Below are 24,645 nucleotides of genomic sequence, written 5' to 3' on the forward strand. Positions count from 1 at the left end.
CAACCGAAAGCGGTTGGCATTGTTGTTTTTAGCGGGCTGTGTTTAAAAGTAATATTGCATATTAATGTTGAAACGATAGTTCCAGTCATCATTAGCTTGGGTAAGCCCTAAATTATTGCCACCTAGCCATAACACATTTTTAGCGCTATACAGGTCAACATAAACAAAGAACTGGCCATAACTTATCGACACACCAGTGGTGTTCAGCACGGAATCATCAAACTCATCAACATCGGGTTGGACCATGCTAAAGTCATTGTACAAGGTATAACTCCCCCAACTGGTAGCAATCGTTTTAGACAAGTTGGCGGTATAAATATTGCCCTTACTCGCCACTTCATAAAAGCCACCCAACATACCCATACCTATTTTATTAGGGTCTATCTGACCATCCTCATACTGGTCAAAATCATAGGCAAGATATTGAGCCTGCAAGCCCCAGCCGGCGTAATTCATATCAAGATGCACCGCATAATTGAGCAGATCACCGTTCTCACCGAATTCGTCATTGTAGAGTTGACCATATTCAACTGAGGCGCCAACGATAGTGGTGAGCTCACCGCTACTTAACGTATAACTCTGGCGACCGGCAAGCATATTGGTTTGCTCATTATTATAGGTGGTATCACCTACGGTGCCTTTGGCTACTGTGCCGGCAAAATCTCGATGATCATTACCGCCATATACCGCATTTTTAATAAAAGCGAGCTCAGTGGTCGATGCGCCTTTTTCATAGGCCATCCCCACACCGAGTCCATAATCATCCTCAAACCCTAAATAGTAATTTAAGCTATACCACCAGTTGTGAGAGGCATAATTCTTATTACCAAAAGGTTTACTAATCGCACCAATATTGAAGGTTAACTCATCGTCATAATTCCAAAACGCATAGCCATATTTTAAATGGTCATAGCCATCATAGAATCGATATTCGGCAGCAACGCCGAAGTCATCCCAACTATGACTCACTTTAATTGCCAACAAATTAAAATCTAAGTCACCGCCTTTATCTTTTGACGATTCTGAGTAATCTTTATAACTGTAGTTAGCTCTTAATGAGCCACCAATCACCGTATCATCAGCATAAACCAACGCACTGTTTAACCCGAGCGTCACGGCTATAGCTGACATAGCCAATTTGTATTTATTCATCACAACCTCAATTATTTTTATATAAATGCAGCCCATAGCGGGCCGCAAAAACCCTTATTTATCCGGTCTCTGTCTATCAATTTTGATCTAATAAGTTGAGCGCCATCCATGGCTTGGTTGTCAGTGGGAGGCCTGACAACCGTTGAGCATTTACCACTTCAACTTGGTGAGGTCACATTGGATCATTTCACCACGTTTTGCTGGCGTACCAGGGTTGGCCGCAGATTCGCACAACAGCGTGGTGCCGTAGTCATTGCGAGTATCATGGGCATTACTGCGCGCCCAAACCGATACGATGGCGCGCTCTTCGGGCTTAGCTTCGCAGCTACCGTCTATCTCAAAGCCATGGATTGTATTTTGGTGGAAGTACAATAAAGAATCTTGATCAGCACTGCCCGATAACCACATGGTTTGCGAGTTATGCTGACCTTCATCAAACTGTACTCTGCGCATGGTGTCAGTCTCTTTGACTGTTTTAACAAGCGGGGAATCTTCACGAATCGCCATAGTCTGGAATTGATTAGCACAAGCAGGCTCACGCATGTTGTAATACATCTCAGAAATAGCATGGTTATGGAATGGATATAGCGTGTTGACCGACTGCACTGTCATGCCGACTTCAGCACCGACTTTCTCGCCATTGATGGTATCAATGCGCAATAACCCCCAGTGACCAAAAATTTCTGCGTAAGCGTAACCGCCACGGATATTATTGAAGTTTTTATCATTGCGTTTACTTTCTTCTGCATACATAGGGAACCAACCTGCCGCTGCCCACAAATTAGGTAAAGATTTGGCACTGATATCATAGGGGAAAACTGCTGGCATTTTCACTTCATCACCGGTCACCATTTTGTAGAAATTTTTACTAAATGATTGGCCTAACTCTTTCACTTCTTTATTGGTGACTTTTTTGTCAAAAAACTCCTCAAAAGTCATTCGCTTAAAGTGTTGCGCTACGGGTGAGTTTTTGGTTAGATCCCCACCTGGATTATAAATCCAATCCACATCCTCTCTGGCACCGAAGCAACGCTTTGCTTGCTCTGGATTATTCAAAACTTGATGGATATTCTTCACCATCAGTTTCATGTCGCGGCGATCCATCACACACATTTTTTGACCACCATTAGTGGTATCAAATAAAGCGGTATCTGAATTTAAGCAATCCCCAGCACTATCATTCGTTAATGCGGTGGCGTAGGCTTGTAAATAACTTAAGGTTTCTTTCCAAAGAATATCGATATACTTTTGATCTTTTTTACTGTAACTAGGCGTTTCTCCTAAACAAACAAACTCAGCATTATTAATATCGTTTACATCAAGATAGTCTGGTATATCTGCAGCCATTGCACTGCTCGATAACAAAATAGAACCCAACATTATTTTCAGTTTCATACATCACCCGTTAAATTAATTAAAACCCTAATGACAGAGCGAATAATAAACATGGAACCAATTCCAAAAAACAACGCAAATCAACATAAAACCAACAGCATGTTGCCAATATCACAATAACCAACAAAAAAACCGAACAAAAAAGCCAACAAAATAACACCCTAAATAATCAAAAAATAAAGAAGACATGCATTCTTTAGAGAACAAAAATAAAGCGAAATTTAATAAAAGACAGGGTTTTAATAAAAAATATAATTAAAGATAAGATTGCTGGTTAACAATGTCAGGCACGCCGTCCATGGCTTAACAATGAATGGGAGCTTTCATTGTTGTGTGCCTGATATATTCCTTTATAAATCCAACCGAGATTACAAGGTGTACTTAAAAGAGAACATGACTCTATTTAACTCTGCAGAGTCATTATTTTGCTTCGTATTTTCTGCGTACATATACTCCATGCCAAGCGTGATAGGCTTGATTGGAGAATATAAAAGGTTGATGTAACCTGAGTAGGACTCTTTGTTGACTAAGCCACCGGTTAAACTCTCGTTGTTATCTGCTTTAAAACCCGAAAATGTTAGGCTGGAGCGCCACTTGTCACTCCACCAGTGCCGATACGATACAAATCCACCAAATGAATCAATGGTTTCAATATCGCCTTCACCATTAATGACCCCTGCGTTAGCATAATTTAATGCCATATAGCGACCTAAGCCCGAGCCCGCGGTTGCTGAAAATTTCAAGTCGTCATCACCAACAGGTATCATTCCGGTCATGCTAACCCCGTAGGCCATCTCTTGGGCATCATAGTCAGCATTATCGATATTAAGCTGGCGAATCAGACCCGCCACAGTATATTTAGCGCCACCTTCTGTATTGATGTTATATCGGGCGATAAAATCAGGCACCATACCACTACCACTAGTAATACGGCCTGCGCCAGCATCTATATTATCCGTTAAAGTTGTTTCTGGGTTTTCTATCGCAAATTGGAATCCGCCATTGGTATAACGAACTTGGGTTTGACGTACAAATGGCGTCCCTTCTGCTGCACCTACAAAATCTAAGTTTTCAGGCAATGCTGCCGGATTTTGGAACGTGGTCCATGTCTGACCAACCAGCCAATTATCAAAACTCACTAAGGCATGACGGATCCGCGGAGAGTAACTATTGGATACCCGTTCATTTCCATCTGCATGGGTCATGAAATCTAACTCAATAAATCCTTTTAACTGATGGCCATTAATGTCACTTATCGAACTAAAATTAAACCTCGACTCTCGCGCTTGAAAATCAACAACTTGATTACCGTTATCGGCATTACCATATATTGTTCCTGGTACGTAGAACTGCCTTGATATATGTCCAGATTCTGGTGCGCCATTACTATAATCGCTAAACATGACATCTGTTTTTACATATCCACCGAATTTAAAACTCGTATCGCCAGCATTAGCATTCGCGCTAATAATAGCTAAAACTGACAAAGCCAAAATATTTTTATTCATCATCAATCACCCTATTTTGTTTTTATTAATGCAACTTAGCATTCATAAAAATAATACATTTGGAAACAATTCCAAAAACAAACAAAACTCACGATTAACAATTTAAAATCAAAATGATCACAATAGTTTTAACAAGATCAAAAAAAGCCCCTTAATAAAATCAAGGGGCTCACCAAGCTAAAACAAGTGAAATATTATTTATGCAGGGATTATTAAAACAAAACCACTTATCCTTATAGTATTTTAGCCGCAAAGGTTAAATCGATATTTACTAGAGATGAAACGAAGATGGTTGTGGCTCATTTAATCAATGAGCCACAAGATTAATAAAGATTACTCTTTATGCTTGTCAAATTTAAACGTATGGCAATTACTGCACATAGGCTTTTTAGACTCGTGCTCACTATGACATTCTTGGCAAGGTAACTCTTTACCATAGTGCAAGTTATTGTGCGGATTTTGCCACTTGTCTTCTTCACTACGCGCAGTTTGTTTCGCTAGCTCATCAACATCATGGCATTGTAAACACGCCTGGTCTGACGGGAACTGTTTAATACCATTGTCATGACATGCTTTACAGTCTTTGCCAATCACCTCTTTATGGTGATCACGTATTTCAACAGCTTGGGCTGACACACTCACTAAGCCGGTTAGGACCAGTGCGAGTACAATATTCAGTGTTTTCATTATTGATTCCTCTTAAAGTTGGTCCAATTAAGCTTTCATGATTGAGCGTGCAGCAGTCATACCCATTACCATACACTCAGGAATGGAACAGCTACCTAAACGACTCACCCCGTGGATACCGCCACAGACTTCACCTGCCGCATATAAGCCGCCAATCGGTTTGCCAGTGAAGCTATCTTTAACTTCAGCCTTAGTATTGATCTGTACACCACCTTGGCAGTAATGCACTTTAGGCCATAGACGAACCACAGTGAATGGTGCCTCAATGTATTTGCCCGCAGCTTTGGTCATGTTTTTACCAAATTGCTCATCAACACCGCTTTTCACATAACGGTTGTATTCTTCAATCTGAGCTTTTAATGGTTTAAGCGGTACATCAAAGTGCTTGGCAAGCTCTTCTACACTGTCAAACTTCCAACCTACGTTGTACTTGATCACTTTCTTGGTATTAGGATGCTTTTTCGAATCTTTATAGCTAGTGATCAAAATCGGTGGCAATGCATTACCTTTCTCGTCGCGACATGCTAGCTCAGCATCTGCACGAGTTTTACGGTCTGCAATTTCATCCATAAAGCGTTTACCGGTTAAACGGTGAATCGCCATTGAATGAGGGAAGTTATAAATCGAATAATTTGATACGTAACCAAATCCACCTTCATCTGGTGATGCCCATGGCCCAGACTGAATGTGAGCCAAATGCACAGGAACGGCGCCAAGACGGAACATCTCGTACATGCCCTCACCTGTTGCACCAGGTGCGTTAGTACAACCCACTTCTGAAGTTAAGGTTGGATCTTGCGCCATACGTAAATCAACATTTTGCGCGAAACCACCGGTAGCCATGATCACGCCGCGTTTGGCTTTGATATTAAGTACTTCACCGGGTTGGTCTTCACCGAAGTGATAGTTTTGACGCATTTTCACGCCAACAACTTCACCTTTATCGCCAACCAAGAAACCTTCAAATTTAGAACGATTATGGGTATTCACACCGAGTTTACGGCACATCTTAAGCAAAGGTTGGGTAATACCGGCACCGCAACTTACTGTTGTTTGATAAGTACGTGCAACAGAGTGACCACCTAACTGCTGTAGGTATGGGTGGTATTCACTACCCGCTTCAAATGTCATCTCAAGTGCTTCTACAGCATGCTCTGCAACATGGCGAAGTAGTGCTTCATCAGCAATACCACGACCGGCAGCTACTTGGTCGGCAACCATGCGATCGACGCTATCTTTAACGCCTTCTTTCTTTTGCATCGGTGTGCCAGGTGCTGCAAATAAGCCACCATTAATCGCGGAGTTACCACCAAAATAAGACATTTTCTCGAAAATATGCACGTCTTTCGCGCCTTTTCGAGTGGCTTCGATTGCGGCTGCTAATCCCGCAAAACCAGAACCAATAATCAGGACTTCAACTTCTTTGTCCCATTTTACACCGTCAGCTTTCTCTGAAACTGCCATTGCTGGTGCGGCCATAGCAACACCTGCTGCAGCTCCCATACCTTTAATGAAATTACGGCGTCCAAGCAGATCTACATTGCTCATCTGTCATCACCCTTGTTGTTTTAATTGACAGCTTCATCATAGAACTGGAATGGGTTCCAAAATGGGAATAGCGACACAATTGCTCCGCTACAGTTCGGAGCAATTGTTAGAAATTTGTTCGCGGTTATAATTTCGTCAGAAATGGTCAATGGCTAACAATTTGGAAGCTATTCCAAATTGATATCTGCGCCAATAAGCTTAACAATAGCCAGTATTGGCGACGGCGCGGAAAATCGATATGGAATTGGAAGAAATTTACCGGAAAGACATTAGTCTTTTGATTGCATTACAAATTCTAGTTGAAGAGCGCAGTGTCACTCAAGCGGCGAAACGATTACATTTAAGCCAATCAGCCACCAGCAGAATACTCAGCCGTCTACGAATTATGCTAAACGACCCTTTATTTTCTCGCGTCGGTCAACAACTCGTACCAACCCAGTTTGCTTTGGATTGTTATCAACAATTGCAACATCCGCTGAGCGAGCTAATTGAGGTACTGACGCCCCAAGCATTTGTACCAGAGAATTGCCGACAAACCTTCACGATTGCCGCTACTGATTTTGCCATTCAAGCGTTGCTGCCCTTCGCGCTACCCGACATTTACCGTCAAGCGCCCCATATCAGCATTGAGATTGTGCCAGTACAACATCAATCACTGCTCTCTCAGCTCAGTGTGCAAGGCGTTGATGTGGCAATTTGTCGTGCTATCGGTTCAACCGAGCATTTATACAGTCAAGGATTGGGTCAGGTAGGTGTAAGTTGTTTAGTGGCCCCGAGCCACCCATTAGCGGAAAAAACATTACAATTAGCGGATTACTTGCACTATCCCCATATCACCACAGCGATCAGTGACGGCGTTAAAGCAATGCTCGACAGTGCCATTGATCATCACCCACCAAGAAAAGAGTTGTTACGAACACCCTACTTAGATGGGGCACTAAGCCTACTCGCGCTGCAACCGGCCATCATCACTTTGCCTGAAGGCATGGCGCAACTGGCCGCCGAGCAACATCAACTTATTATCAAGCCGCTGCCTTTTGCCATCGCGCCACTGAATTACAGCTTATTTTGGCACTCTCGCGGACAATTAGACAAAGGTAAGCAATGGTTAAGGCAATCACTGATAAGTGCAATTGCCCACCTATTAGATAATAAAACTGAAGTTAAAGCTTAACTAAAACCCGCCCTGTCACTGCACCTTTAACGATCTTTTGCGCAAACTTTGGCACCTGAGCGAGCGAGATAGTATTGCTCGCTTGGCTATAGTAACTGTCTGGTAATAACTCAACGACTTGCTGCCATGCAGCTTGACGCTTTGCAAATGGACAAGCAACAGAGTCGACGCCGAGCAGGTTGACGCCACGTAAGATGAACGGCATGACTGTAGTCGGCAAACCAAATCCTCCTGCCAAGCCACAAATTGCTGCTGCGCCGCCGTATTTCATTTGCGCTAATGCGGTCGCTAATACCTTGTCACCCACAGTATCAACTACACCCGCCCAACGCTGTTTCTCAAGCGGACGAGCCTCAATGGCGAGTTCACTGCGATCAATCACATCACTGGCGCCCAGCTGCTTTAACCAAGCACCATTTTCCGCCACTCGGCCAGAACTCGCTACCACCTGATAACCTAATTTAGCTAATAGCGTCACCGCCACGCTGCCCACGCCACCACTGGCGCCAGTGACCAATATCTCACCATCTTCGGGCTTAATACCCGCTTGTTGCAATGCCTGCACACATAGCATCGCCGTCAAACCTGCGGTACCAATCGCCATCGCCTTCTCTGCAGTGCAGTTTTTTGGCATCGGCACAAGCCAATCGGCCTTCACGCGTGCCTGTTGTGCCATACCGCCCCAATGGTTTTCGCCCACCCCCCAACCGGTCAGAATGACTTCATCACCTGCTTGGTAACGTGGATCAGACGACGATTTTACGACCCCAGCAAAGTCAATGCCTGGAACCATAGGAAAGTTGCGGATAATCTTGCCCAAACCAGTGACGGCTAGACCATCTTTATAGTTTAATGATGAGTAACTGACTTCAACTAACACGTCCCCTTCCGGCAATTGCTCGGTACTGAGTTGGCCTACATGAGCTAAGGTTCGTTTGTCTTCTTGGGTCAAAATCAATGCATCAAACATCATTCGCTCCTATGGAAAGTTAGTCTATGTAGCTTAGTGTAAATCTTGTAATGACTGAAGTGCATTATTTGCATAGTAGACATGTACAGACAACATAGATCTACAGAGCTTATCTCAAAAAAACACTACTCGTGCGCTCTGGTATCTCCACAGCAATCGTGAAACCAAGCCGCTTGTACACAGACAGATGTGTTATTGAGTGACATCAGTCAACTGGTGTTGTTGTCCCCAGTATCGAGCAAACTGTTCTAGTGTCATGCCCGCATTATTAGTCAATTTACTATCGCAGCTTTGACCATATAGTAGGCGGGTTATTCTTAACTCAGCTTTGATCACTGCTCCCATAATTGCAGTGTTACCGCGCTTATCTTGGATACACGCGTCAGCATCATAATCAAGCAACAGTTTTACGGCATCATATTGACCAGCATAGGCCGCAGTCATTAATGCTGTATAGCTCTGATGGTTCACTTGATTGACCGGAAAACCAGCCTCCAAATATTGGCTCAACACCTCTGTGTCCCCCACTCTAGCAGCTGCAATAAAGTAATCCGTCAATTCAGTTGCGGTTAAAGCAAGTTTAGCCTCCTCATTGGCGCTGGAAGGTAGCACGATGAAGTACAGTAGAAAGGGAAAGAAGAATCGCTTTTTCATAACACCGTAAGCCTGTTTGTAATAATTGCCCACGACACGTACTCTAAAGGGCAGAAAGAGTTGAATTACCTGTCGTGGGACTTATCTTAAAAGGAAGTAGCCCTAATTAGTTAAAGTGACTTAGATATCTTTTGTACTTTACTTAAATCGCCTGCAACAGCACGAGTCAATCGCTCACCATATTGCTTATCAGCTAAGTAAAAGTAGCTCAACATCTTATGCTTCACTTTACTATCTTTCACTTTAGATAGATCGCCAGACAGATTACTAATCAGATCTTGCTGATCTTGTTTGCTTAGCCCGCGGTAAAATATACCCGCTTGTGAAAAATTATCCTGTTTGTCGATAGCACCTTGTTGCACAGTACCTGCCAAAGCGGTGTTAACAGCCCTGTATTGGTTGTCATCGGCCAAATCAAGCTGACGGCTCGCCTGATAGTTAACCTCTGAACTAGCAACAGACATGTTTGCTGCGCCTTCTTGATTATGATTACGCACCTCAACAGTAGCCCTGTTGATAGGCAGCTGTGAATGATTTGCGCCAAGTCGATACAGCTGTGTATCTGCATAAGAGAAGATTCGACCTTGTAACAATCTATCTTCTGATGGCTCAATTCCCGGAATCAAGTTTGAAGGTGCGAAAGCTGCTTGTTCTGTTTCTTGGAAAAAATTATCTGGTAGACGATTCAATGTCATCGTGCCGACTTTAGTTTCTGGCACATCTAGCCACATCTTGGTTGCATCAAGCGGATGATATTCAAAGCTGTCAAGCTGATCAGGGCTAAGTACTTTTACGTATAAGTCCCATTTTGGGAAGTTGCCAGCACCGATTTCCCTATAAAGATCTTCTGTCATGTGATTGAAGTTATTGCCTTGAATTTCCACAACTTGATCTGGCGTTAAGCCTTTGACGCCTTGTTGGCTTTTCCAGTTAAACTTTACATATTGGACCTGATTATGTTCATTGACCCATTTGTAGGCATGTACGCCCCAGCCATCCATCTCTCTGTAGCTTGCTGGCGTACCAAGATTACTATAAACCTGCGTTAACATGTGCGTTGCACTGGGTTCATGACTGAAGAAGTCGAAGAAGCGGTTAGGATCTTGCAAATTAGTCACAGGGGAAGGCTTTAAAGAATGCACCATATCAGGAAACTTCATTGCGTCTCGAATAAAGAAAACTGGCAGATTGTTACCTACTAAATCCCAATTACCCTCTTCAGTATAAAATTTCGTTGCGAAACCACGAGGATCTCTTAGTGTTTCCGGTGAACCTTTAGAGTGAATTACGGAAGAGAAGCGAACGAAAACAGGGGTCACCTTGCCTTTTTCGCTAAAAGGAGCCGAACGAGTTAATTCACTATAGTCACCATTGGCAACAAACTCACCATGCGCACCCGCACCACGAGGATGTACCACGCGCTCTGGGATTCGCTCTCTTGCAAATCGCTGCAACTTTTGAATCAAATGTACGTCTTGTAATAACACACTACCTTCACTACCCGCAGTTAAGGAATTCTGATTGTCGCCGACTGGAGCGCCGTTATCACGAGTTAATATTGTTGCCTGAGTGCTGCTAGTAAATGCTAAAGATAGAACCAAAAAACTTTTTGAAATATGCACAATGTTTCCTCTAAATGCATGATTTAACTCTTTCTGCTTAAAGAGAGTATAGCCACCCCCTTTCAAACCAATAAAGCGAACAAAACAGATAACCTTAAATGTAAAAATAGATTAAGAAGGTTATTGCTTAGTCAGTTTTCTTGAAACAAAAAGGAGCGAGAGATTTATCGTAATAATCGATGGCACGTGATTGGAGTGAACTAGGCTCGATAGCAACCACATCTGCAGGTATACTGGCGCAATAACTAACAATGGATTTAAATTGGCATGTTTCATATTGCTCTCTACGAACCAGAAATCGCACCCAACACGGGGAATATTATTCGCCTTTGTGCAAACAATGGCTGCCAATTACATTTGATTGAACCTCTGGGGTTTGATTTAGAAGAAAAAAAGCTCCGCCGAGCAGGACTAGACTATAGCGATCTAACGCGAGTGACTCGCCACAAAGACTACCAAACCTTTCTTGCCGCCATGCAAGGTAGACGTATTATGGCTTGCACCACCAAAGGCAGTCGTCCACATTCAGAACTTCAGTTTGCCAAAGATGATGTGCTGTTGTTTGGTCCCGAAACTCGTGGGCTACCTAACGATATTATCCAATCGCTGCCGTTAGACCAACGTCTGCGTATCCCTATGGCGCAAAGCAGTCGCTCACTGAATTTGTCAAACGCCGTAGCAATTATTAGTTACGAAGCTTGGCGTCAAATAGATTATCTTGGTGCGCTATAATTCTGAATACAGTGACACGCTGGCAGCTTGAATAACAAGTTATTTAGGCTGCGCCATTTTGGTCATGTCAATGCCACGGAATAGCTGGTACTGATCGCTATCATCATCAAGGTACATAACACTTTGGCGCCATAACCACCCATGCTGATGTTTATCAAAGCGTAATTGAATTAAAGCGGGGCGAGATAAACGCTGCCCCTCACCTAACAGGGTATAATTGCCATTGTGCTGATACAGGCTAAAGCGCTGTTGTTTGTCTTCATCGATACCAGAATAAAACGTCAGTAACACTTCATCGCCCTGCTGGCGAAACCACCATGACTGCGACAGTTTCGCCATACCTGAGGATGTGACAAACAACATTAACTGTTGCCTATCAGCACTGCATAAACCTTGAATATGGGTTTCGCTAACATCACCATCAGGTTGCGCTGCATCTCCTTGCCATTGACCTGCTAACGCCAGACAAAGCTCGGCTAATTCAGTGCGCTGACTGGCGGCGCTGACGCTCGAAAACCAAATGACGCAGCATACCAATAATCCAATCTGTAACTTAGCCATATTTCGCAACCCCACTCCCTGTTATTGCTAGTTAATCATTCAAGCGCTATGCAGTGCAACTGATGTTTTCATGACAAAAAAAGCGCCCATGGTGGGCGCTTTTTGGCATTTTTATTCAATTAAGCATTTAGTGGCCAAAGCCGACATCTTTAATATCAACTTGCTTCACTTGCCCGTATTGCTTAGCAATGTCACCGATTTTCACTGCATTGCCTATCAACACATACTGCAAATTATCTTGTGGGAAATAGTCGGCGATTAGACGTTGGCTTTCGGCAATCGTCAGGCCATCGACCTGCGCTTGGAAGTTGTTGATAAATTGATCATCAAAACCGTACAGGTACATATCGGCTAATAAGCCCGCCAGTTGCGCACTGGTTTCAAACTTAGGTGGGAACTGCCCTTTTACATAAGCTTTGGCGGATGCCAGTGTTTGCTCATCAACCCCTTGCTCCCATAATCTAGCATAGGTTTTCAACGCTAAATCCATCGCTTCTTTGGTGGTTTCGCTTTTGGTAAACGTGCTGATTTGGAATACGCCAGCTTGAGAATAAGCACGGAATCCAGAACGGGCACCATAAGTTAAACCGGCGTTAACCCTAAGTTCGTCGTTAAGCCAAGATGTAAAACGTCCACCTAAGATAGTATTGATCACCTGCAGACCCACATAATCAGGATTGCTGCGCGCAATACCTTTGCCGCCAATCATAAAGGTCGTTTCAATGGCATCCCCTTTATTGACCAACAACACTTGGCTGGCTGCCAGCTTAGGTAACCCGCGATCAAGCGCCGCATCTTGTAATTGTTCGGTATTTTCCCACTCACCAAACAAGCCCTGTAGCTTGGTTTTCATTGCGGCAACATCAAAATCACCGACAATCGATATCGCACTGTTACTCGGCTGATAGTAGCTCTGATGGAACGCACGCAATTGCGAAATTGTTAACGATTGCAACGCATCACTGTTACCCGACACGGCATTACCATAAAGGTGGTCAGCAAAAATCAGCTTATCAAAATAACGAGATATGACTCGACGAGGGCTCTCTTTAGCTTGTGATAATCCGGCAATTTGTCGCTGGCGCAACTTCTCAAACTCATCCGCAGAGAAGTCAGGTTTGACCATCACGTCACGCACCAAAGGCAACATCACATTGAGATCTTTCGCCATAAAGTCACTGACAATATAGCTACCTTCTTTGCCTGCATCGGCATTAATTGAAGCACCTAGAAAGTCGACCGTCTGTTCAATATCGGTTTTACTTTTGCCATTGGCGCCCAGTAACAGTGCCTGCGCCGTCATCGCTGCTACACCTGAGGTAGTATCTTTCACGGCACCGGCACGAACCACAGCATTGACGGTGATCAGCGGTACCTCGCGCTGTGGCATCAAATACACCGTGAGGCCGTTTTGCAGCTGATAAGTTTCATAGTCGGGCACCACAAAACTGCCAGTATCTACGACGGCAGAAGGTTGTGTCGTAGCACACCCTGCGAGGGTGATTGCGGCACCTAAGGTAAATGCTTTAGCCAGCTTAGTGAACGGTGCAGAGGTTAAATTTGCAAATATCATTGATCTGTCTCCTCTGTTGCCGCTAACACACCAACGGTACGATTTGAACGACGTAGGTAGGTTTGAGCGACGCGCTGTACATCTGCAACGGTCACTTTGTTATATTGCTCAGGCGCATTAAACAGTTGTGCATAGCTACCAAAATACAATTCATAGGTCCCTAAGGTATTGGCTTTACCATTAATGGTTTCCATGGCGCGGTAAAAGTCCATCAACTTGATGTTCTTGACTTTGTCTAGCTCATGCTGAGTCACGCCTTCTGCGGCAATTCGGTTAATTTCTGCAATTAAGCCTTTTTCTAATTCAACTGCGGTGATCCCAGGATTGGCCACACCTAAGATGTAGAACAAGTTAGGATCGAAGCTCATTGGCATGTATGTTTCTACATTCAGTGCCACCTGCTTTTCAACTAAGTTTTGATATAAGCGAGAGCTGTTACCTTCACTCAAAATTGAGGCTAAAAGATCTAACGCATAATAGTCTGCATTTGAGGTAGCTGGAACGTGATAAGCAAGCATCACATTAGGCGTGCTTACTGATGCCTTTTGCACAAACACACGACGCTCACCTTTTTGCAGTGGTTCAACCGTTTTCACTTCTCTAGGCGGAGCTTGCGCCGGAATAGGGGCAAAATATTGATTAGCGAGTTTTTTTACTTCTGCTAGTTTCACATCTCCGGCAATCACCACCACGGCATTATTCGGAGCATAATAAGTTTTGTGATACTGCACTAAGTCTTCAAGGGTCCATGCTTCGATATCAGACTCATGACCAATAACCGACCAGCTATAAGGGTGCGCGCGAAAAGCCACGCCTTTGACTTCTTCTTGCAAGGTGCGCCAATTAGAATTTTCTAGCCCTGTCGTGCGCTCAGAAGCCACAACACCACGCTCACTCTCCACCATATCAGGATCGATATCGAGATCAGCAATCCGGTCTGCTTCTAAATCGAAAATAGTCTCTAGCGCATTCGCTGGGAACCAATTTGTGTAAACCGTGAGGTTTTCAGTGGTATATGCATTGTTTGCTCCACCAGCGGCTTCCATGGTGCGGTCAAACATTTTTGGGCCATATTTTTTGGCACCGTTGAACATCATATGCTCAAAAAAATGTGAGATTCCGGTAATGCCAGGCACTTCGTTGCGTGAGCCGACTTTCCAGAATAAATACATGTTGGCATTAGGAATTGAAGCATCTTCAATCACCATAATTTTCATACCATTATCGAGCGTAAAGCTCTTAATATCTTCAACTTGTGTGGCCTTGGTTGCCAGCGATACCAACAGCATCGCCAATGACAAGCAGACCGCCATCATTCTACACTTCATGTGTCGCCCCTTTTGGATGAGCAAATTATTTAATTCAAAATCACCGATGCAATCCCGCACCGATAAAAACTTCACTATCAAAAGCTAATTAGCTAAGAAGATCAAGCAAGTGACAGCGTTTACCCCCGAGTTATTTGTAACTTAATACGTTTATTCGCTAGTATTAGAACCTATCGGCACAAGAAAGCGATCGACTCAGAGCTATTTTTGGCAAACGAGTTCGAGACAAATAACTTAAGGGATAGTGGTTCTATTGGGAAGTTATTCAACGAAGAAGTAGGCAGCCAAAAAAAGCGCCCAAAGGGCGAGTTTTAGCACGTCTGATACTGTGTAAACGAACTTGAACATAGAGTAACGCAGGAGCAGTTACCGAGGAGCATTTAATGACCTTGTCTCACAAGCGCTAAACTCTCGCTGAGCGATCACATCTTTATGCCGATTGGTATTAGTGTCCGCCTCATCAGCCGATGGGCGCTCAAATGTGCGCTACCTCATTGACACATTAAGGAGAATCGTCAGTGGCTAACCCCAGTGATAAAGATCTTGCTCATTTAGACAACATTAGCTGCAACACCGAAGTCAATTTGCAGGTGTTAACGCCAACTCAAGCTATTCGTTTGAAAACTCGCCTTATTGGTGTCGACAGTGGCAAAGCGGTGATCCTCGCCTTGGGCAAAGATAGACAGTGGCAACTGGCTTCTGAGTTTGTCACCCATGGTCAAGGCGTGGTGGTGCGCATCATTAACGCAGAAGATCCTGAAGCAAATATAGTGGCATTTCGCAGTAAAATCTTAAAGTTGCTCAATGCTGCGGGTCAATGGTTGATTATCGAATACCCCAAACAACTACAAAGTGTTGCCTTAAGGCAACACTCGCGGATCCCTATCCACGTTGAAGCAGCGATTTATTCAATCAATAGCAATCTTGATGTCACTGGCGATAACATCAGTGTCAAACCGATTTCCCGCGGCCATTTAGATGACATCTCCATTAAGGGGGGCGCCTATTTAGGTGAAACGATTGCCGAAGCATCTGCCGACGATGAGTTCCAACTTCAAGTCAATATTGAACACTCGATGGAGACTTTATACATCCCCATTCAAATCAAAAATATCCAACCTATTGAACAAGCCGGATTATGCCAATATGGTTTTTGCATGTCCGAGTCTGGGGAAGACATTGAACAGTTTGTACAAAAGGTGATCCTTAGCCATTTGATGCAGTAGCTTTCACCACTTGCTCTAAGTGGATTTGAATAACAGCACCACATCTTTATCTGCAAACTCCAATCGCCAGCCAAGGTGATTGGCCAACCAGATAAAGGTCTTATCGCTGTAAAAGCGAATATGGGTCAAATCATTTTTATAGTGCCACTTAGCAAAAGCAGCTTCATGTTGGGCACGCTTGGTCATCACCACCAGTACCGAAGAGTCCGCCATTAACGAGTCTAGTTGCGCTACAAGCTGTTTGGCATCGGCGACATGCTCAATCACTTCTGTCATGGTGATAAAATCATAGCGCTGCTGTAAAAGCTGTGGATCGTTAAAGTAGTACAAGTCGTAGTCACTCATACTCATGCCCTGCTCTTTTGCCATCACACTGATTGTCGGCCCAGGCCCACAACCAAAATCTAATCCGCGCATCGATGAATCAATATAGCGCTGTAGAGGTTGCCAAGCGCGACCTAAAAAGCGTCGATAACCGCTGTCATTAGCATCATTTTGATGTTGATCGTAAATGGCTTTTTCTTGCTCAGATGTCAGCAAGTATTTATCGGCGACACTGATTAAATCGCATTGTTGACAGCGCACATATTGACGAAACTTATCTTGATGAAAGTCATCCAGTTGCTGGCTGTCACATAGGGGACAATACTTCAAAAAAACTCCAAAAATCGGCAGCAAAGGCCTAAATTTATCATGACTTAGTTTGGTTTAGGGATTTTACGATCTTTTGCGGCTGCTTCTTTGGCTTCGCGTAAGTATCGCTGTTCTCGACTTTCACGCTGATTGAACTGTGCATTGGCTTTTGCCTTTTGCTCAGCCTCCCAATCACCAGATGCTTGCCGCTGCAATACTTGCTTTTCACGCTGCTGGGTTTGCTGTGAAGCCTCCTTCGCTTTTAGTAGCTGTTGCTGCTCAGTTTTAGCGGCGATATCTTGACTTGTGGGCTTTTTTTCACTGTTGGCCATAGCGGGAGGTAGCGCACTGGCAAAGACAATGCCTGCGATAAACCGAAAAAAATTGTGACTATTCATCCACCACTCCTTTGGCTAAAAATAAAGATTCATCACTGACGGAATTTGACGCCGCAGCTTGCCAAAATGCCACAAAATCATCCGCACTCAAAGGCTTAGAAAACAGGTATCCTTGTTGCAAACGTACCCCTTTTTGCAATAGCGCCTGCGATTGCTCTGCTGTTTCAACCCCTTCAGCAATCACCTGTAAATTTAGCATATTAGCAAGCTGAATATTGGCATCTAACACTTGGGTTTTCTGCGGAGAATATAGCAAAGTATCGACAAATAACTTGTCTATTTTCATCACATCAATGCTCAGCTCCTGTAAATAGGATGAGCCACCATAACCCGTTCCGGCATCATCAAGCTCGACACAAACTCCTAATGATTGCATCAGCTTGAGGTGTTTATTGGCGCTGGCCAAATCATGCATTGGCAAACGCTCAGTAATTTCCACCGCCAACTGCATCGTCGGAAAACCATCAGCAGCCAGACGCGACAATTCATCTGAAAAATCCGGCAATTCAACATGTTTGGGGACCAGATTGATACTGCACCGAAACGATCGAGACTGGGCCAAAATCGGGGCTAAATCTTGAGGAATTGAGCGCAATATTTGCAAGGTCACTTCGTTAATTAAGTCACTTTCTTCCAAGGTTTGAATAAAATACCCTGGCGGCTCAATACTGCCATCAGGCTTTCGCCATCGCAATAGTGCTTCTGCAGCAACAACTTGACCAGTTTTAGCATCAACAATCGGCTGATAATGAGCAATAAAATCCCCCTGCTCTGCAGCCTTTTGTAACTGATAACTCAATGAGTTACGTAAAGTGTGAAACATCGACAGCAAGTAATACAGCATCAATGTCACCACAGCAGAAATCGGAAAAGTGAATAATAGACTCTGTTTGAATGTGGCAATTAACGCCGACTGACTGATGTTGATTGATGTATAAATGGGATAAATTTCGCTGGCGGCTTGCATCCGAAATGCCACCCTGTCTAATTTTGCTCCCAGGGTCATAATTTCAATATCGTTATTTAGCTTGAGCACAATCTGTAACTGCTTAAGCTCGCGTTTGTGAGCATAAAAAGCGGTATCCCCCAACGCCACCCTTACGGCATTAACCCGATCCTCACCGACAAGACCGATAAATAGGTCGCGACGCTTTTGTCCTTGCCATTGATGACCAATCACCGCCAACGGTTTTTTCTGCTTGTCACCGTCTAGAAAAAGAAATCGAGCAGGATTTCGGTCGCTATCTTCAATGATTAAGCTGCCCACCACCGAACAATAAGTCCATGGCGGCGCGTCCACATCCCTGATTAAAAATAATCCAGACCCCAAATGGTTGAAGATAAACCCTTCTAGGGCTTCACGCCCCTCGGCGTCGCACTGATTAAAATTGAGTCGATTAAGCTCTTCCAAGCTACGCTCGGCAATCATCAGTTTATTATCAACAAAATTAAGCAACTTATTGGCATCATCTAGCGCATCATCTTTCAGTGTCCACGCGCTGTAAAAATAACCGCAACTTAGCGCGAGCATCACCATGACAACACCTAGTAACAGCCTCAAGGTACGGCGCCTGGCCGACGACGACATCATAACCAACTACATCCTTGATAAAAAACAGTAAAGTTAACCATCTTGTATAAATCATCCTGACACGAGAACAAAAAGCTATTGCGGTTAATTTTAGCGACGATTCAACGGCAATGTGCTAAATAATTAGTAATTTATGCTTAACATACACGAAATTTAACCAACTCGTTTGAGTAATCGCGCAATAAAGGTTACTTTTAGACCAATAACAACAAGTTTCAATCCGTCATCGCGTATTAATAGGGATACAACCCCAGCTGTTGCAGGATGGTGATAAGGGAGTTTCACGCATGGACCTATGGTCTGACACGTTAAGCCAGCTGAGTTCCGCCCATAGCGAAACTCAACAGCAGCTCAGCCTGTGGCGCTCTACAGCGACCATTCCAATGCTTGCCGTCATCAAGGGATTTCACTTCATCCACGCCACCGAGCAAACGCTGGCATTTTTTGAAAGCCAAGCAGAAAACTTCATCAATGCAACACCTTACGATTACTCGCCCAGAATTCAGTCCTCGGGTCGCAATAGTGTTGAGTTCGCTCAGCAAGTGATGCAAGAAGCCGCAATGGGTGAGATCAAATCCTTTAACTGGCTACATATGAGCCAACAAGGTACTGAACTCCCAACCAAAGTGACTCTGTACCCTGCCAAGCTCAATGCACAAACAGTACTCATTGCCGAATTTACGCCAATGAATCGCCGCAGCCAGAAGCGGAAAGTTAGCAAAAATGGCTTTGAGAGTTTACCTAAACAACTCCTGTCAATTGCCCTTGAAGACAGTGCTGAAGCGGTTTATATCACAAATATCAACCATACTATTATTGCGGTAAACAAAGCCATGTGCCGCATTTGTGGTTACAGTGCCGATCAATTATTAGGGCGTCGCCGCGACTTTATTGATAGTTGCCCCTCGGATGACTTGGCAGAGAGAGAATACCTTAACTTGCTTGAAGAGCGCGGCAGCTGGCAAGGCGAGCTTGAAATGCAGCGCTCAGATAAAAGTCGCTTTCCCGCATGGAAGAGTTGCCGCAAAATTCACACAGATAAAACCAGCTACTTTATCACCTTATTCAGTGACATTAGCTCCAAAAAGAAGCTGGAAGACCGCCTGACCGAACAAGCACTATTTGATACGCTCACCGGGTTGCCAAACCGTCACCACCTCAAACAGATCCTAGACCAAGCACTAGCTGAGAGTAAGCAGTATCCAGAGCAAATTGGCGCGTTGATGTTTATGGATCTCAATGGTTTTAAGAACATCAACGACTGCTTTGGTCACGCTACTGGTGATAAAGTTCTGCAGCTAGTATCCGCAAGATTAGAAGCCTGTTGCCTTGAAAATGCGGATATAGCACGTCTGGGCGGTGATGAGTTTACGGTTGTATTACAAGGCTGCAGTGATAAACAACAAGTTGAAGATGCTTCACGGCAAATCATGCAGATGTTCGATGCCCCATTTGAGATTGACGGGCAAAAATTCTATTTAGGTACTAGTGTCGGTATTGCGCTGTTTCCTGAACACAGCGATCAAGCATCACAACTACTGAGCTTTGCCGATACGGCCATGTATTGCGCCAAGAAAAACCCCAACCATCTGCTATTTTACAGTGCCAACATGCACGAAGATGCGGAGAAAAAACTCAAGTTGCTCAGTGAACTTAGACACGCCCACAGCTTGAATCAGTTCCAGTTGGCTTACCAAGTCATTGTTAATTTAGAGTGCAATAGTGTTATTGGCGCAGAAGCACTTTTGCGCTGGCAAAAAACCAATGGTGACATCGTTCCTGCCGTCGATTTTGTGCCGCTACTAGAAGAAGCAGGATTACTGATTAGTTTAGGTCAATGGGTGCTAAACCAGGCTTGTGGTCAAATTGCACAGTGGCGTGCTAGCCATGATACCGACCTTAAAGCCTGCGTAAATATATCGCCAACCCAATTGGCCCACCCAGACTTTATTGAACATGTCACAACAGCATTGGCTACCAGCCAGCTTCCCGCTGATGGTTTGGTGTTAGAAATCACTGAATCTGCGTTGTTAAGACAACCAGAGCTGATTAAAGCCACACTGTTGAAACTCAAGCAGTTAGGCATTGAAATCGCCATTGATGACTTTGGTGCAGGGCTATCATCCTTGAGCAAGCTTGGGTCGCTGCCCATTGATAGTTTAAAAATTGATGCCGGATTTGCCCAACGCTTAAGTGAGCCACAAGGTAAAGAGCTTTGTCAGGCAATGATCCAGCTTGCCCAAGCATTGGACATTAGTTTTGTAGTGGAAGGTGTAGAAACTCGCCAACAAAAAGAATTGTTAGCTCGGATGGGGAAAGGCTTTGCCCAAGGGTATTTCTTCGGACACCCCAGTGCTGCCGAGCAGTTTACTAACGATAATTTTGACGATTAGCGTCGATAAAATTAACGGGAAGCTGTGCCACCTAGGTTTCCCTTAAGAGCGTTGCCTCCCTGCATGGACAACGCGATGACACAACCCCCAATCCCCCATTGGGCGACCGCAGCATTAAACCTGAATTGAAACAAAAATATCGTGATCTAGTCGCAGATTTATTCAGTAAGCCCTGATATACATCACAAAAAGGCAGTAAATCCAAAAAGCTATCTTGATCAGATTGATAGGTTGTAAAACTTAGTCGTTCAGCGAGATGTTAGGTAACGTTGACGCACGTCTGCAGGCATTGCAGCTAAACGGCCATTCACCATGGCGGCAAGTACATCGGTCAGCGGTGTAACATCTACTGCTTGATCTAGCTGTTTCAATGTCATTGCTGCCGCCTCTAAGGTCGATAAACTATCACTGCGACTGGCTTTGCGAATGGTATAGTTCGAAGCTGACTCCAAATCAAAATGTAAGGCGGGGAACTGGCTTAACCACGGGTTAAGTTGCAATAGTTTGTAGGCTTTGCGCCAGGTTCCATCCAGCAAAATAAACACCGCATTGTTGGGCACAGCAACTTGGCCAAACTCTTGGCTATCTTCACTAGGGTAAATCAAATAAACCGACTTACCACACTGGTCCAAATAATCTTGCAGTTCAGCAAAATCAGTACTTGTTTCGCCCACAAACACTTTTAGATTACTCAGCACCAGCTGCATCAGGCGCACACTGTTTTTAGCATGACCCACTTCACTAGGGTGCTGCATCACAATCAACTCTTGCTGATTTGTCAGTGGTCTTATGACATGGCAAATACAGGTATTTAGCGGAAACGAGCAGCCGTCACAACAGGTTCTAGACATGAGATCCCAACGATTCAAAATAGTGTTGATACAGTTTGATTCAATTAATTCTTATATGTATCAGCCTGTTAAATGATAGCTTAATGCACAAGTTGAAGATTAAGTTAGCTAGCTTTCAGCGCTTCGCTAACATAACGCAGTCACTGTTTAGTAACAGAATCAACATTTAACGGGTTGCTAAACAGTTCAACAATAACAAGGATGTCATATGCATAAATTTGCTAAACACTTCGCCATTGCTACCGCCATGCTAGCAGCCCCCTCTGTGGCGTTTGCCGGAACAGGCCAATTCAATCATCAAGCTGACCTGAGTTATATCAACAATGATAACATAGACAGCTATCTGACAGGCAGTGAACTGTGGCAAGTCAATTATCGCTACTACCTTGATGATGTCGATGTGGCCAATAGTCCCTATGCACTCAACGGCTTTTTGGCCCAAAGCACTCAAATAGGCGCATTTTATACTGCTCAACAAGACTCGTTACCAGGCGGCGCAAAAGCCGATAGCGATTTTTATGGCATCGATGCCGCTTATGTGTTCTATAGTGGCTGGTTTATTGGTGGGCAATATCTACAGTCAAAGCCTGCTCAAGTTAGGGATACTTACTCGCAAGACAGTGATGAATACGGTGTGTCACTCGGCTATTATCTCAATGATGCAGCATCATTGACGCTATTCTATAGTAACCAGTCACAGGGGGATTCATATAAGACGTTAGATAACTTAATTAGCAGCGAAGAAATGACCATTGATAGTTTTGGGGTTGAGTACCAACACTATATCCGCTTCGAGACTACCTCAGGTATTTACTTCAATCTTGTTGGCGAAAAACAAGACATAGAAAAGACTTTATTGGGTCATCAGCAGTCCCGCCCAACAACAACCCGCTATCAGGCTGATTTATATACGGTTTCTGCATCAGTAGATTGGTACATTAATAACTCGTGGTCATTGGGCGCAAACTACAAGTGGTTAGAGCGCAGCTACGAGTCAAGTTCTGACCGCAACAATGGCTATTATGAAAGTGGCCGCATTAATACTGACCAATATAGCCTCAACACCGCCTACTGGTGGCAATTTTCTGATCACCTAGCAGCTCAATTTCATGCAGAACAGTTTTTTGGTGACAGGTTTGATGGCACATTAGACGGCTTTTCCGCCGGCGCCAGCCTCATCGGTAGATTCTAATACAGCAAAAAGACGCGACTGTGGTTAGCAGTCGCGTCGAAGGTTAACACTAAGATGATAGGGTAAGAGATCACTTAGTGATATTGCTAGCAGCAACTTTAGTCACTGCCGCGCAATTTAATGATGATGTTGCTCTTGATGCCAATGATCTAACTTGGGCATCGCCATCATCGCCAATAACACAAGGGTAAGCAGACCCATCACCAATGCTACCGCATAGGGAGCAGGTAACGCCGTTTGCTGTACCAAGCCCGCTAACAGTGACGCACCACTCATCTGAATAAAGCCTAATGTGGCAGTTGCCGTCCCGGCTCGCTCACCAAATGCTGACAGTGCCATGCTAGTAGCTGGCCCGAGTAATAATGCAAAACCGATACACAGCAGCATCATAGGTAACATAAAGGCAAAAGCTGCAGCTAAGCCCTGTTGCGGCCCCACAAGTTGCACCACCACTTGTAATAGCGCCGATATCAACATTGCAACCAATGCCACAATGACAGTTGGTCGATTACCAAGACGTGTGATCACCATAGGTGCGACAAAACAGGCAACAATATTGACCACGGCATTAAGCCCAAAAAGGCCACTGAATGTCAGTTCAGAGACCCCAAGGCGATCAATCAACCACACCGGAGAATATGAAACATACGTTAATATCGCTGCCATACCTGCCATACAAGCAAAGGCATAAAATAGAAAGTGCGGCTCTTGTAACACAGGTTGATAACGTGCCCAACGGTATAACGGCCCACTGGTAATGGTGTTTTCAGGGCGAGTCTCAGGTAAACGATAACCGATTAGAATCATGATGATTACTGCATACAACATCATAAACACAAAGGTTGAACGCCAACCAAACTGCAACGCCAGCAAGCCGCCCAATGTCGGAGCCAATGCCGGAATGACACAAATAACCCCATTGAGATAACTGTAGTAACGCGCCCCTTCTTTCGGGGTAAAGCAATCTCGCACCGCACTAAATACCACAATCGAGGTGGAACAAGCGGCGAGCCCTTGCAGCACCCTAGCAATTTGCAACCAGTGGAACTCCATGGCAACCGCAGCCAAAATACTGCTGGCGATATAAAGCAACACCCCAGCCAAGGCAATTGGTCGACGTCCAAAACGGTCAGCTAAGGGGCCAATCAGGATTTGACCAACCCCCATGGCAAACAAAAACAACACTAAGGTCGATTGCACCTCACTGGCTGATACCGAAAACTCAGCAGCCATGGTTGGCATAGAAGGCAGATAAATGTCTATCGCCAGTGGGCTTAGTACCACCATAGACATCAATATAGGTAACAAATTTCGACGCATGATCTTCTCAATATAGGGCTTGTTAGCGACTCACTTATCCAAGCATAGTGTGTTGTTTCATTGAGCGGAGATTTTAACCAAACAATGTTATGAACAGAAATGGTATAATTTCAGAATTGAATTTCCATATAGGAATA

At 44.3% G+C, this 24,645-nt stretch carries 21 protein-coding genes; 5 read left to right on the forward strand and 16 right to left on the reverse strand.

Going from position 1 to position 24,645, the window contains the following annotated elements:
* Positions 1 to 42: 42 nt before the first annotated feature.
* From ACHUFW_RS09440 to ardA, 5 genes are all read right to left on the reverse strand, one after another.
* Complete coding sequence (locus tag ACHUFW_RS09440) at positions 43 to 1,152, reverse strand: hypothetical protein (RefSeq protein ID WP_394202501.1); 1,110 nt, start codon at positions 1,150 to 1,152, stop codon at positions 43 to 45.
* A gap of 150 nt (positions 1,153 to 1,302) precedes the next feature.
* Positions 1,303 to 2,547, reverse strand: coding sequence for a dimethylsulfoniopropionate lyase DddY (gene dddY / locus ACHUFW_RS09445; RefSeq protein WP_394202503.1), 1,245 nt, complete (start codon positions 2,545 to 2,547; stop codon positions 1,303 to 1,305).
* Between the two features lie 368 nt (positions 2,548 to 2,915).
* Positions 2,916 to 4,058, reverse strand: a complete 1,143-nt coding sequence (locus tag ACHUFW_RS09450; RefSeq protein ID WP_394202504.1) for a DcaP family trimeric outer membrane transporter — start codon at positions 4,056 to 4,058, stop codon at positions 2,916 to 2,918.
* 330 nt (positions 4,059 to 4,388) lie between these two features.
* Positions 4,389 to 4,742, reverse strand: a complete 354-nt coding sequence (ardB, locus tag ACHUFW_RS09455; protein ID WP_394202506.1) for an acrylate reductase cytochrome subunit ArdB — start codon at positions 4,740 to 4,742, stop codon at positions 4,389 to 4,391.
* 27 nt (positions 4,743 to 4,769) lie between these two features.
* Positions 4,770 to 6,290, reverse strand: coding sequence for an acrylate reductase flavoprotein subunit ArdA (ardA, locus tag ACHUFW_RS09460; protein ID WP_394202510.1), 1,521 nt, complete (start codon positions 6,288 to 6,290; stop codon positions 4,770 to 4,772).
* A gap of 238 nt (positions 6,291 to 6,528) precedes the next feature.
* On the opposite strand from ardA, the gene ACHUFW_RS09465 reads away from it, so the two are divergent.
* Positions 6,529 to 7,464: a LysR family transcriptional regulator gene (locus tag ACHUFW_RS09465; RefSeq protein ID WP_394202511.1), complete on the forward strand. Its 936-nt coding sequence runs from the start codon at positions 6,529 to 6,531 to the stop codon at positions 7,462 to 7,464.
* Here the strand turns inward: ACHUFW_RS09465 and acuI are convergent.
* From acuI to katE1, 3 genes are all read right to left on the reverse strand, one after another.
* Positions 7,454 to 8,434: an acrylyl-CoA reductase (NADPH) gene (gene acuI, locus ACHUFW_RS09470; protein WP_394202887.1), complete on the reverse strand. Its 981-nt coding sequence runs from the start codon at positions 8,432 to 8,434 to the stop codon at positions 7,454 to 7,456. The genes ACHUFW_RS09465 and acuI overlap by 11 nt on opposite strands.
* A 192-nt stretch (positions 8,435 to 8,626) precedes the next feature.
* Positions 8,627 to 9,088 (reverse strand): ankyrin repeat domain-containing protein, encoded by a 462-nt coding sequence (locus ACHUFW_RS09475; protein WP_394202513.1) that lies wholly within the window; start codon positions 9,086 to 9,088, stop codon positions 8,627 to 8,629.
* 110 nt (positions 9,089 to 9,198) lie between these two features.
* Positions 9,199 to 10,710: a catalase KatE1 gene (gene katE1 / locus ACHUFW_RS09480; RefSeq protein WP_394202514.1), complete on the reverse strand. Its 1,512-nt coding sequence runs from the start codon at positions 10,708 to 10,710 to the stop codon at positions 9,199 to 9,201.
* A gap of 267 nt (positions 10,711 to 10,977) precedes the next feature.
* Between katE1 and trmL the strand changes: the two genes are divergently transcribed.
* Positions 10,978 to 11,442 (forward strand): tRNA (uridine(34)/cytosine(34)/5-carboxymethylaminomethyluridine(34)-2'-O)-methyltransferase TrmL, encoded by a 465-nt coding sequence (gene trmL / locus ACHUFW_RS09485; protein WP_394202516.1) that lies wholly within the window; start codon positions 10,978 to 10,980, stop codon positions 11,440 to 11,442.
* Between the two features lie 39 nt (positions 11,443 to 11,481).
* On the opposite strand, the gene ACHUFW_RS09490 is transcribed toward trmL, so the two are convergent.
* The 3 genes from ACHUFW_RS09490 to ACHUFW_RS09500 all read right to left on the reverse strand — a co-directional run bounded on the left by ACHUFW_RS09490 (position 11,482) and on the right by ACHUFW_RS09500 (position 14,892).
* Positions 11,482 to 12,003, reverse strand: coding sequence for a hypothetical protein (locus ACHUFW_RS09490; RefSeq protein ID WP_394202517.1), 522 nt, complete (start codon positions 12,001 to 12,003; stop codon positions 11,482 to 11,484).
* A 127-nt stretch (positions 12,004 to 12,130) separates the two neighbouring features.
* Positions 12,131 to 13,576, reverse strand: coding sequence for a M16 family metallopeptidase (locus ACHUFW_RS09495; RefSeq protein WP_394202518.1), 1,446 nt, complete (start codon positions 13,574 to 13,576; stop codon positions 12,131 to 12,133).
* A complete protein-coding gene (locus ACHUFW_RS09500) occupies positions 13,573 to 14,892 on the reverse strand; it encodes a M16 family metallopeptidase (RefSeq protein ID WP_394202888.1) in 1,320 nt (439 codons plus the stop codon). The genes ACHUFW_RS09495 and ACHUFW_RS09500 overlap by 4 nt, the downstream gene beginning before the upstream one ends.
* Before the next feature lie 530 nt (positions 14,893 to 15,422).
* Between ACHUFW_RS09500 and ACHUFW_RS09505 the strand changes: the two genes are divergently transcribed.
* Positions 15,423 to 16,130 (forward strand): flagellar brake domain-containing protein, encoded by a 708-nt coding sequence (locus ACHUFW_RS09505; protein WP_394202519.1) that lies wholly within the window; start codon positions 15,423 to 15,425, stop codon positions 16,128 to 16,130.
* 15 nt (positions 16,131 to 16,145) lie between these two features.
* Here the strand turns inward: ACHUFW_RS09505 and ACHUFW_RS09510 are convergent, their stop codons facing one another.
* From ACHUFW_RS09510 to ACHUFW_RS09520, 3 genes are read right to left on the reverse strand one after another with little or no spacing between them, the layout of a single operon-like run.
* Positions 16,146 to 16,784 (reverse strand): class I SAM-dependent methyltransferase, encoded by a 639-nt coding sequence (locus tag ACHUFW_RS09510; RefSeq protein WP_394202520.1) that lies wholly within the window; start codon positions 16,782 to 16,784, stop codon positions 16,146 to 16,148.
* 44 nt (positions 16,785 to 16,828) lie between these two features.
* On the reverse strand, positions 16,829 to 17,161 hold the full coding sequence (locus ACHUFW_RS09515; RefSeq protein WP_394202522.1) for a hypothetical protein: 333 nt from the start codon (positions 17,159 to 17,161) through the stop codon (positions 16,829 to 16,831).
* On the reverse strand, positions 17,154 to 18,752 hold the full coding sequence (locus tag ACHUFW_RS09520; RefSeq protein WP_394202524.1) for an EAL domain-containing protein: 1,599 nt from the start codon (positions 18,750 to 18,752) through the stop codon (positions 17,154 to 17,156). Before ACHUFW_RS09520 ends, ACHUFW_RS09515 begins: the two co-directional genes overlap by 8 nt.
* Before the next feature lie 287 nt (positions 18,753 to 19,039).
* On the opposite strand from ACHUFW_RS09520, the gene ACHUFW_RS09525 reads away from it, so the two are divergent.
* Positions 19,040 to 21,145: an EAL domain-containing protein gene (locus ACHUFW_RS09525; protein ID WP_394202525.1), complete on the forward strand. Its 2,106-nt coding sequence runs from the start codon at positions 19,040 to 19,042 to the stop codon at positions 21,143 to 21,145.
* A 248-nt stretch (positions 21,146 to 21,393) separates the two neighbouring features.
* On the opposite strand, the gene ACHUFW_RS09530 is transcribed toward ACHUFW_RS09525, so the two are convergent.
* The gene (locus ACHUFW_RS09530) at positions 21,394 to 21,996 is read right to left on the reverse strand and encodes a tRNA-uridine aminocarboxypropyltransferase (RefSeq protein ID WP_394202526.1); all 603 of its coding nucleotides are present in this window, start codon (positions 21,994 to 21,996) and stop codon (positions 21,394 to 21,396) included.
* Between the two features lie 208 nt (positions 21,997 to 22,204).
* On the opposite strand from ACHUFW_RS09530, the gene ACHUFW_RS09535 reads away from it, so the two are divergent.
* Positions 22,205 to 23,188 carry a hypothetical protein gene (locus ACHUFW_RS09535; protein WP_394202528.1) on the forward strand — a complete coding sequence of 328 codons (984 nt, stop codon included), beginning with the start codon at positions 22,205 to 22,207 and terminating at the stop codon, positions 23,186 to 23,188.
* A 117-nt stretch (positions 23,189 to 23,305) separates the two neighbouring features.
* Here the strand turns inward: ACHUFW_RS09535 and ACHUFW_RS09540 are convergent, their stop codons facing one another.
* Positions 23,306 to 24,508 carry a multidrug effflux MFS transporter gene (locus ACHUFW_RS09540; RefSeq protein ID WP_394202530.1) on the reverse strand — a complete coding sequence of 401 codons (1,203 nt, stop codon included), beginning with the start codon at positions 24,506 to 24,508 and terminating at the stop codon, positions 23,306 to 23,308.
* Between the last annotated feature and the right edge of the window lie 137 nt (positions 24,509 to 24,645).

Origin of the sequence: Shewanella waksmanii, from assembly GCF_043643685.1 — a bacterium.
GTDB classification, from domain to species: domain Bacteria; phylum Pseudomonadota; class Gammaproteobacteria; order Enterobacterales; family Shewanellaceae; genus Shewanella; species Shewanella waksmanii_A.

Excerpts from the sequence above, each read along its gene's own strand:
- ACHUFW_RS09520 (WP_394202524.1), bottom strand. The coding sequence starts at position 18,752 with ATGATGTCGTCGTCGGCCAGGCGCCGTACCTTGAGGCTGTTACTAGGT.
- ACHUFW_RS09465 (WP_394202511.1), top strand. The coding sequence starts at position 6,529 with ATGGAATTGGAAGAAATTTACCGGAAAGACATTAGTCTTTTGATTGCA.
- ACHUFW_RS09525 (WP_394202525.1), top strand. The coding sequence starts at position 19,040 with ATGGACCTATGGTCTGACACGTTAAGCCAGCTGAGTTCCGCCCATAGC.
- ACHUFW_RS09500 (WP_394202888.1), bottom strand. The coding sequence starts at position 14,892 with ATGATGGCGGTCTGCTTGTCATTGGCGATGCTGTTGGTATCGCTGGCA.
- ACHUFW_RS09535 (WP_394202528.1), top strand. The coding sequence starts at position 22,205 with ATGCATAAATTTGCTAAACACTTCGCCATTGCTACCGCCATGCTAGCA.
- ACHUFW_RS09540 (WP_394202530.1), bottom strand. The coding sequence starts at position 24,508 with ATGCGTCGAAATTTGTTACCTATATTGATGTCTATGGTGGTACTAAGC.
- trmL (WP_394202516.1), top strand. The coding sequence starts at position 10,978 with ATGTTTCATATTGCTCTCTACGAACCAGAAATCGCACCCAACACGGGG.
- ACHUFW_RS09515 (WP_394202522.1), bottom strand. The coding sequence starts at position 17,161 with ATGAATAGTCACAATTTTTTTCGGTTTATCGCAGGCATTGTCTTTGCC.
- ACHUFW_RS09450 (WP_394202504.1), bottom strand. The coding sequence starts at position 4,058 with ATGATGAATAAAAATATTTTGGCTTTGTCAGTTTTAGCTATTATTAGC.
- ACHUFW_RS09490 (WP_394202517.1), bottom strand. The coding sequence starts at position 12,003 with ATGGCTAAGTTACAGATTGGATTATTGGTATGCTGCGTCATTTGGTTT.
- dddY (WP_394202503.1), bottom strand. The coding sequence starts at position 2,547 with ATGAAACTGAAAATAATGTTGGGTTCTATTTTGTTATCGAGCAGTGCA.
- ardA (WP_394202510.1), bottom strand. The coding sequence starts at position 6,290 with ATGAGCAATGTAGATCTGCTTGGACGCCGTAATTTCATTAAAGGTATG.
- ACHUFW_RS09475 (WP_394202513.1), bottom strand. The coding sequence starts at position 9,088 with ATGAAAAAGCGATTCTTCTTTCCCTTTCTACTGTACTTCATCGTGCTA.
- ardB (WP_394202506.1), bottom strand. The coding sequence starts at position 4,742 with ATGAAAACACTGAATATTGTACTCGCACTGGTCCTAACCGGCTTAGTG.
- ACHUFW_RS09440 (WP_394202501.1), bottom strand. The coding sequence starts at position 1,152 with ATGAATAAATACAAATTGGCTATGTCAGCTATAGCCGTGACGCTCGGG.
- ACHUFW_RS09530 (WP_394202526.1), bottom strand. The coding sequence starts at position 21,996 with ATGTCTAGAACCTGTTGTGACGGCTGCTCGTTTCCGCTAAATACCTGT.
- acuI (WP_394202887.1), bottom strand. The coding sequence starts at position 8,434 with ATGTTTGATGCATTGATTTTGACCCAAGAAGACAAACGAACCTTAGCT.
- ACHUFW_RS09495 (WP_394202518.1), bottom strand. The coding sequence starts at position 13,576 with ATGATATTTGCAAATTTAACCTCTGCACCGTTCACTAAGCTGGCTAAA.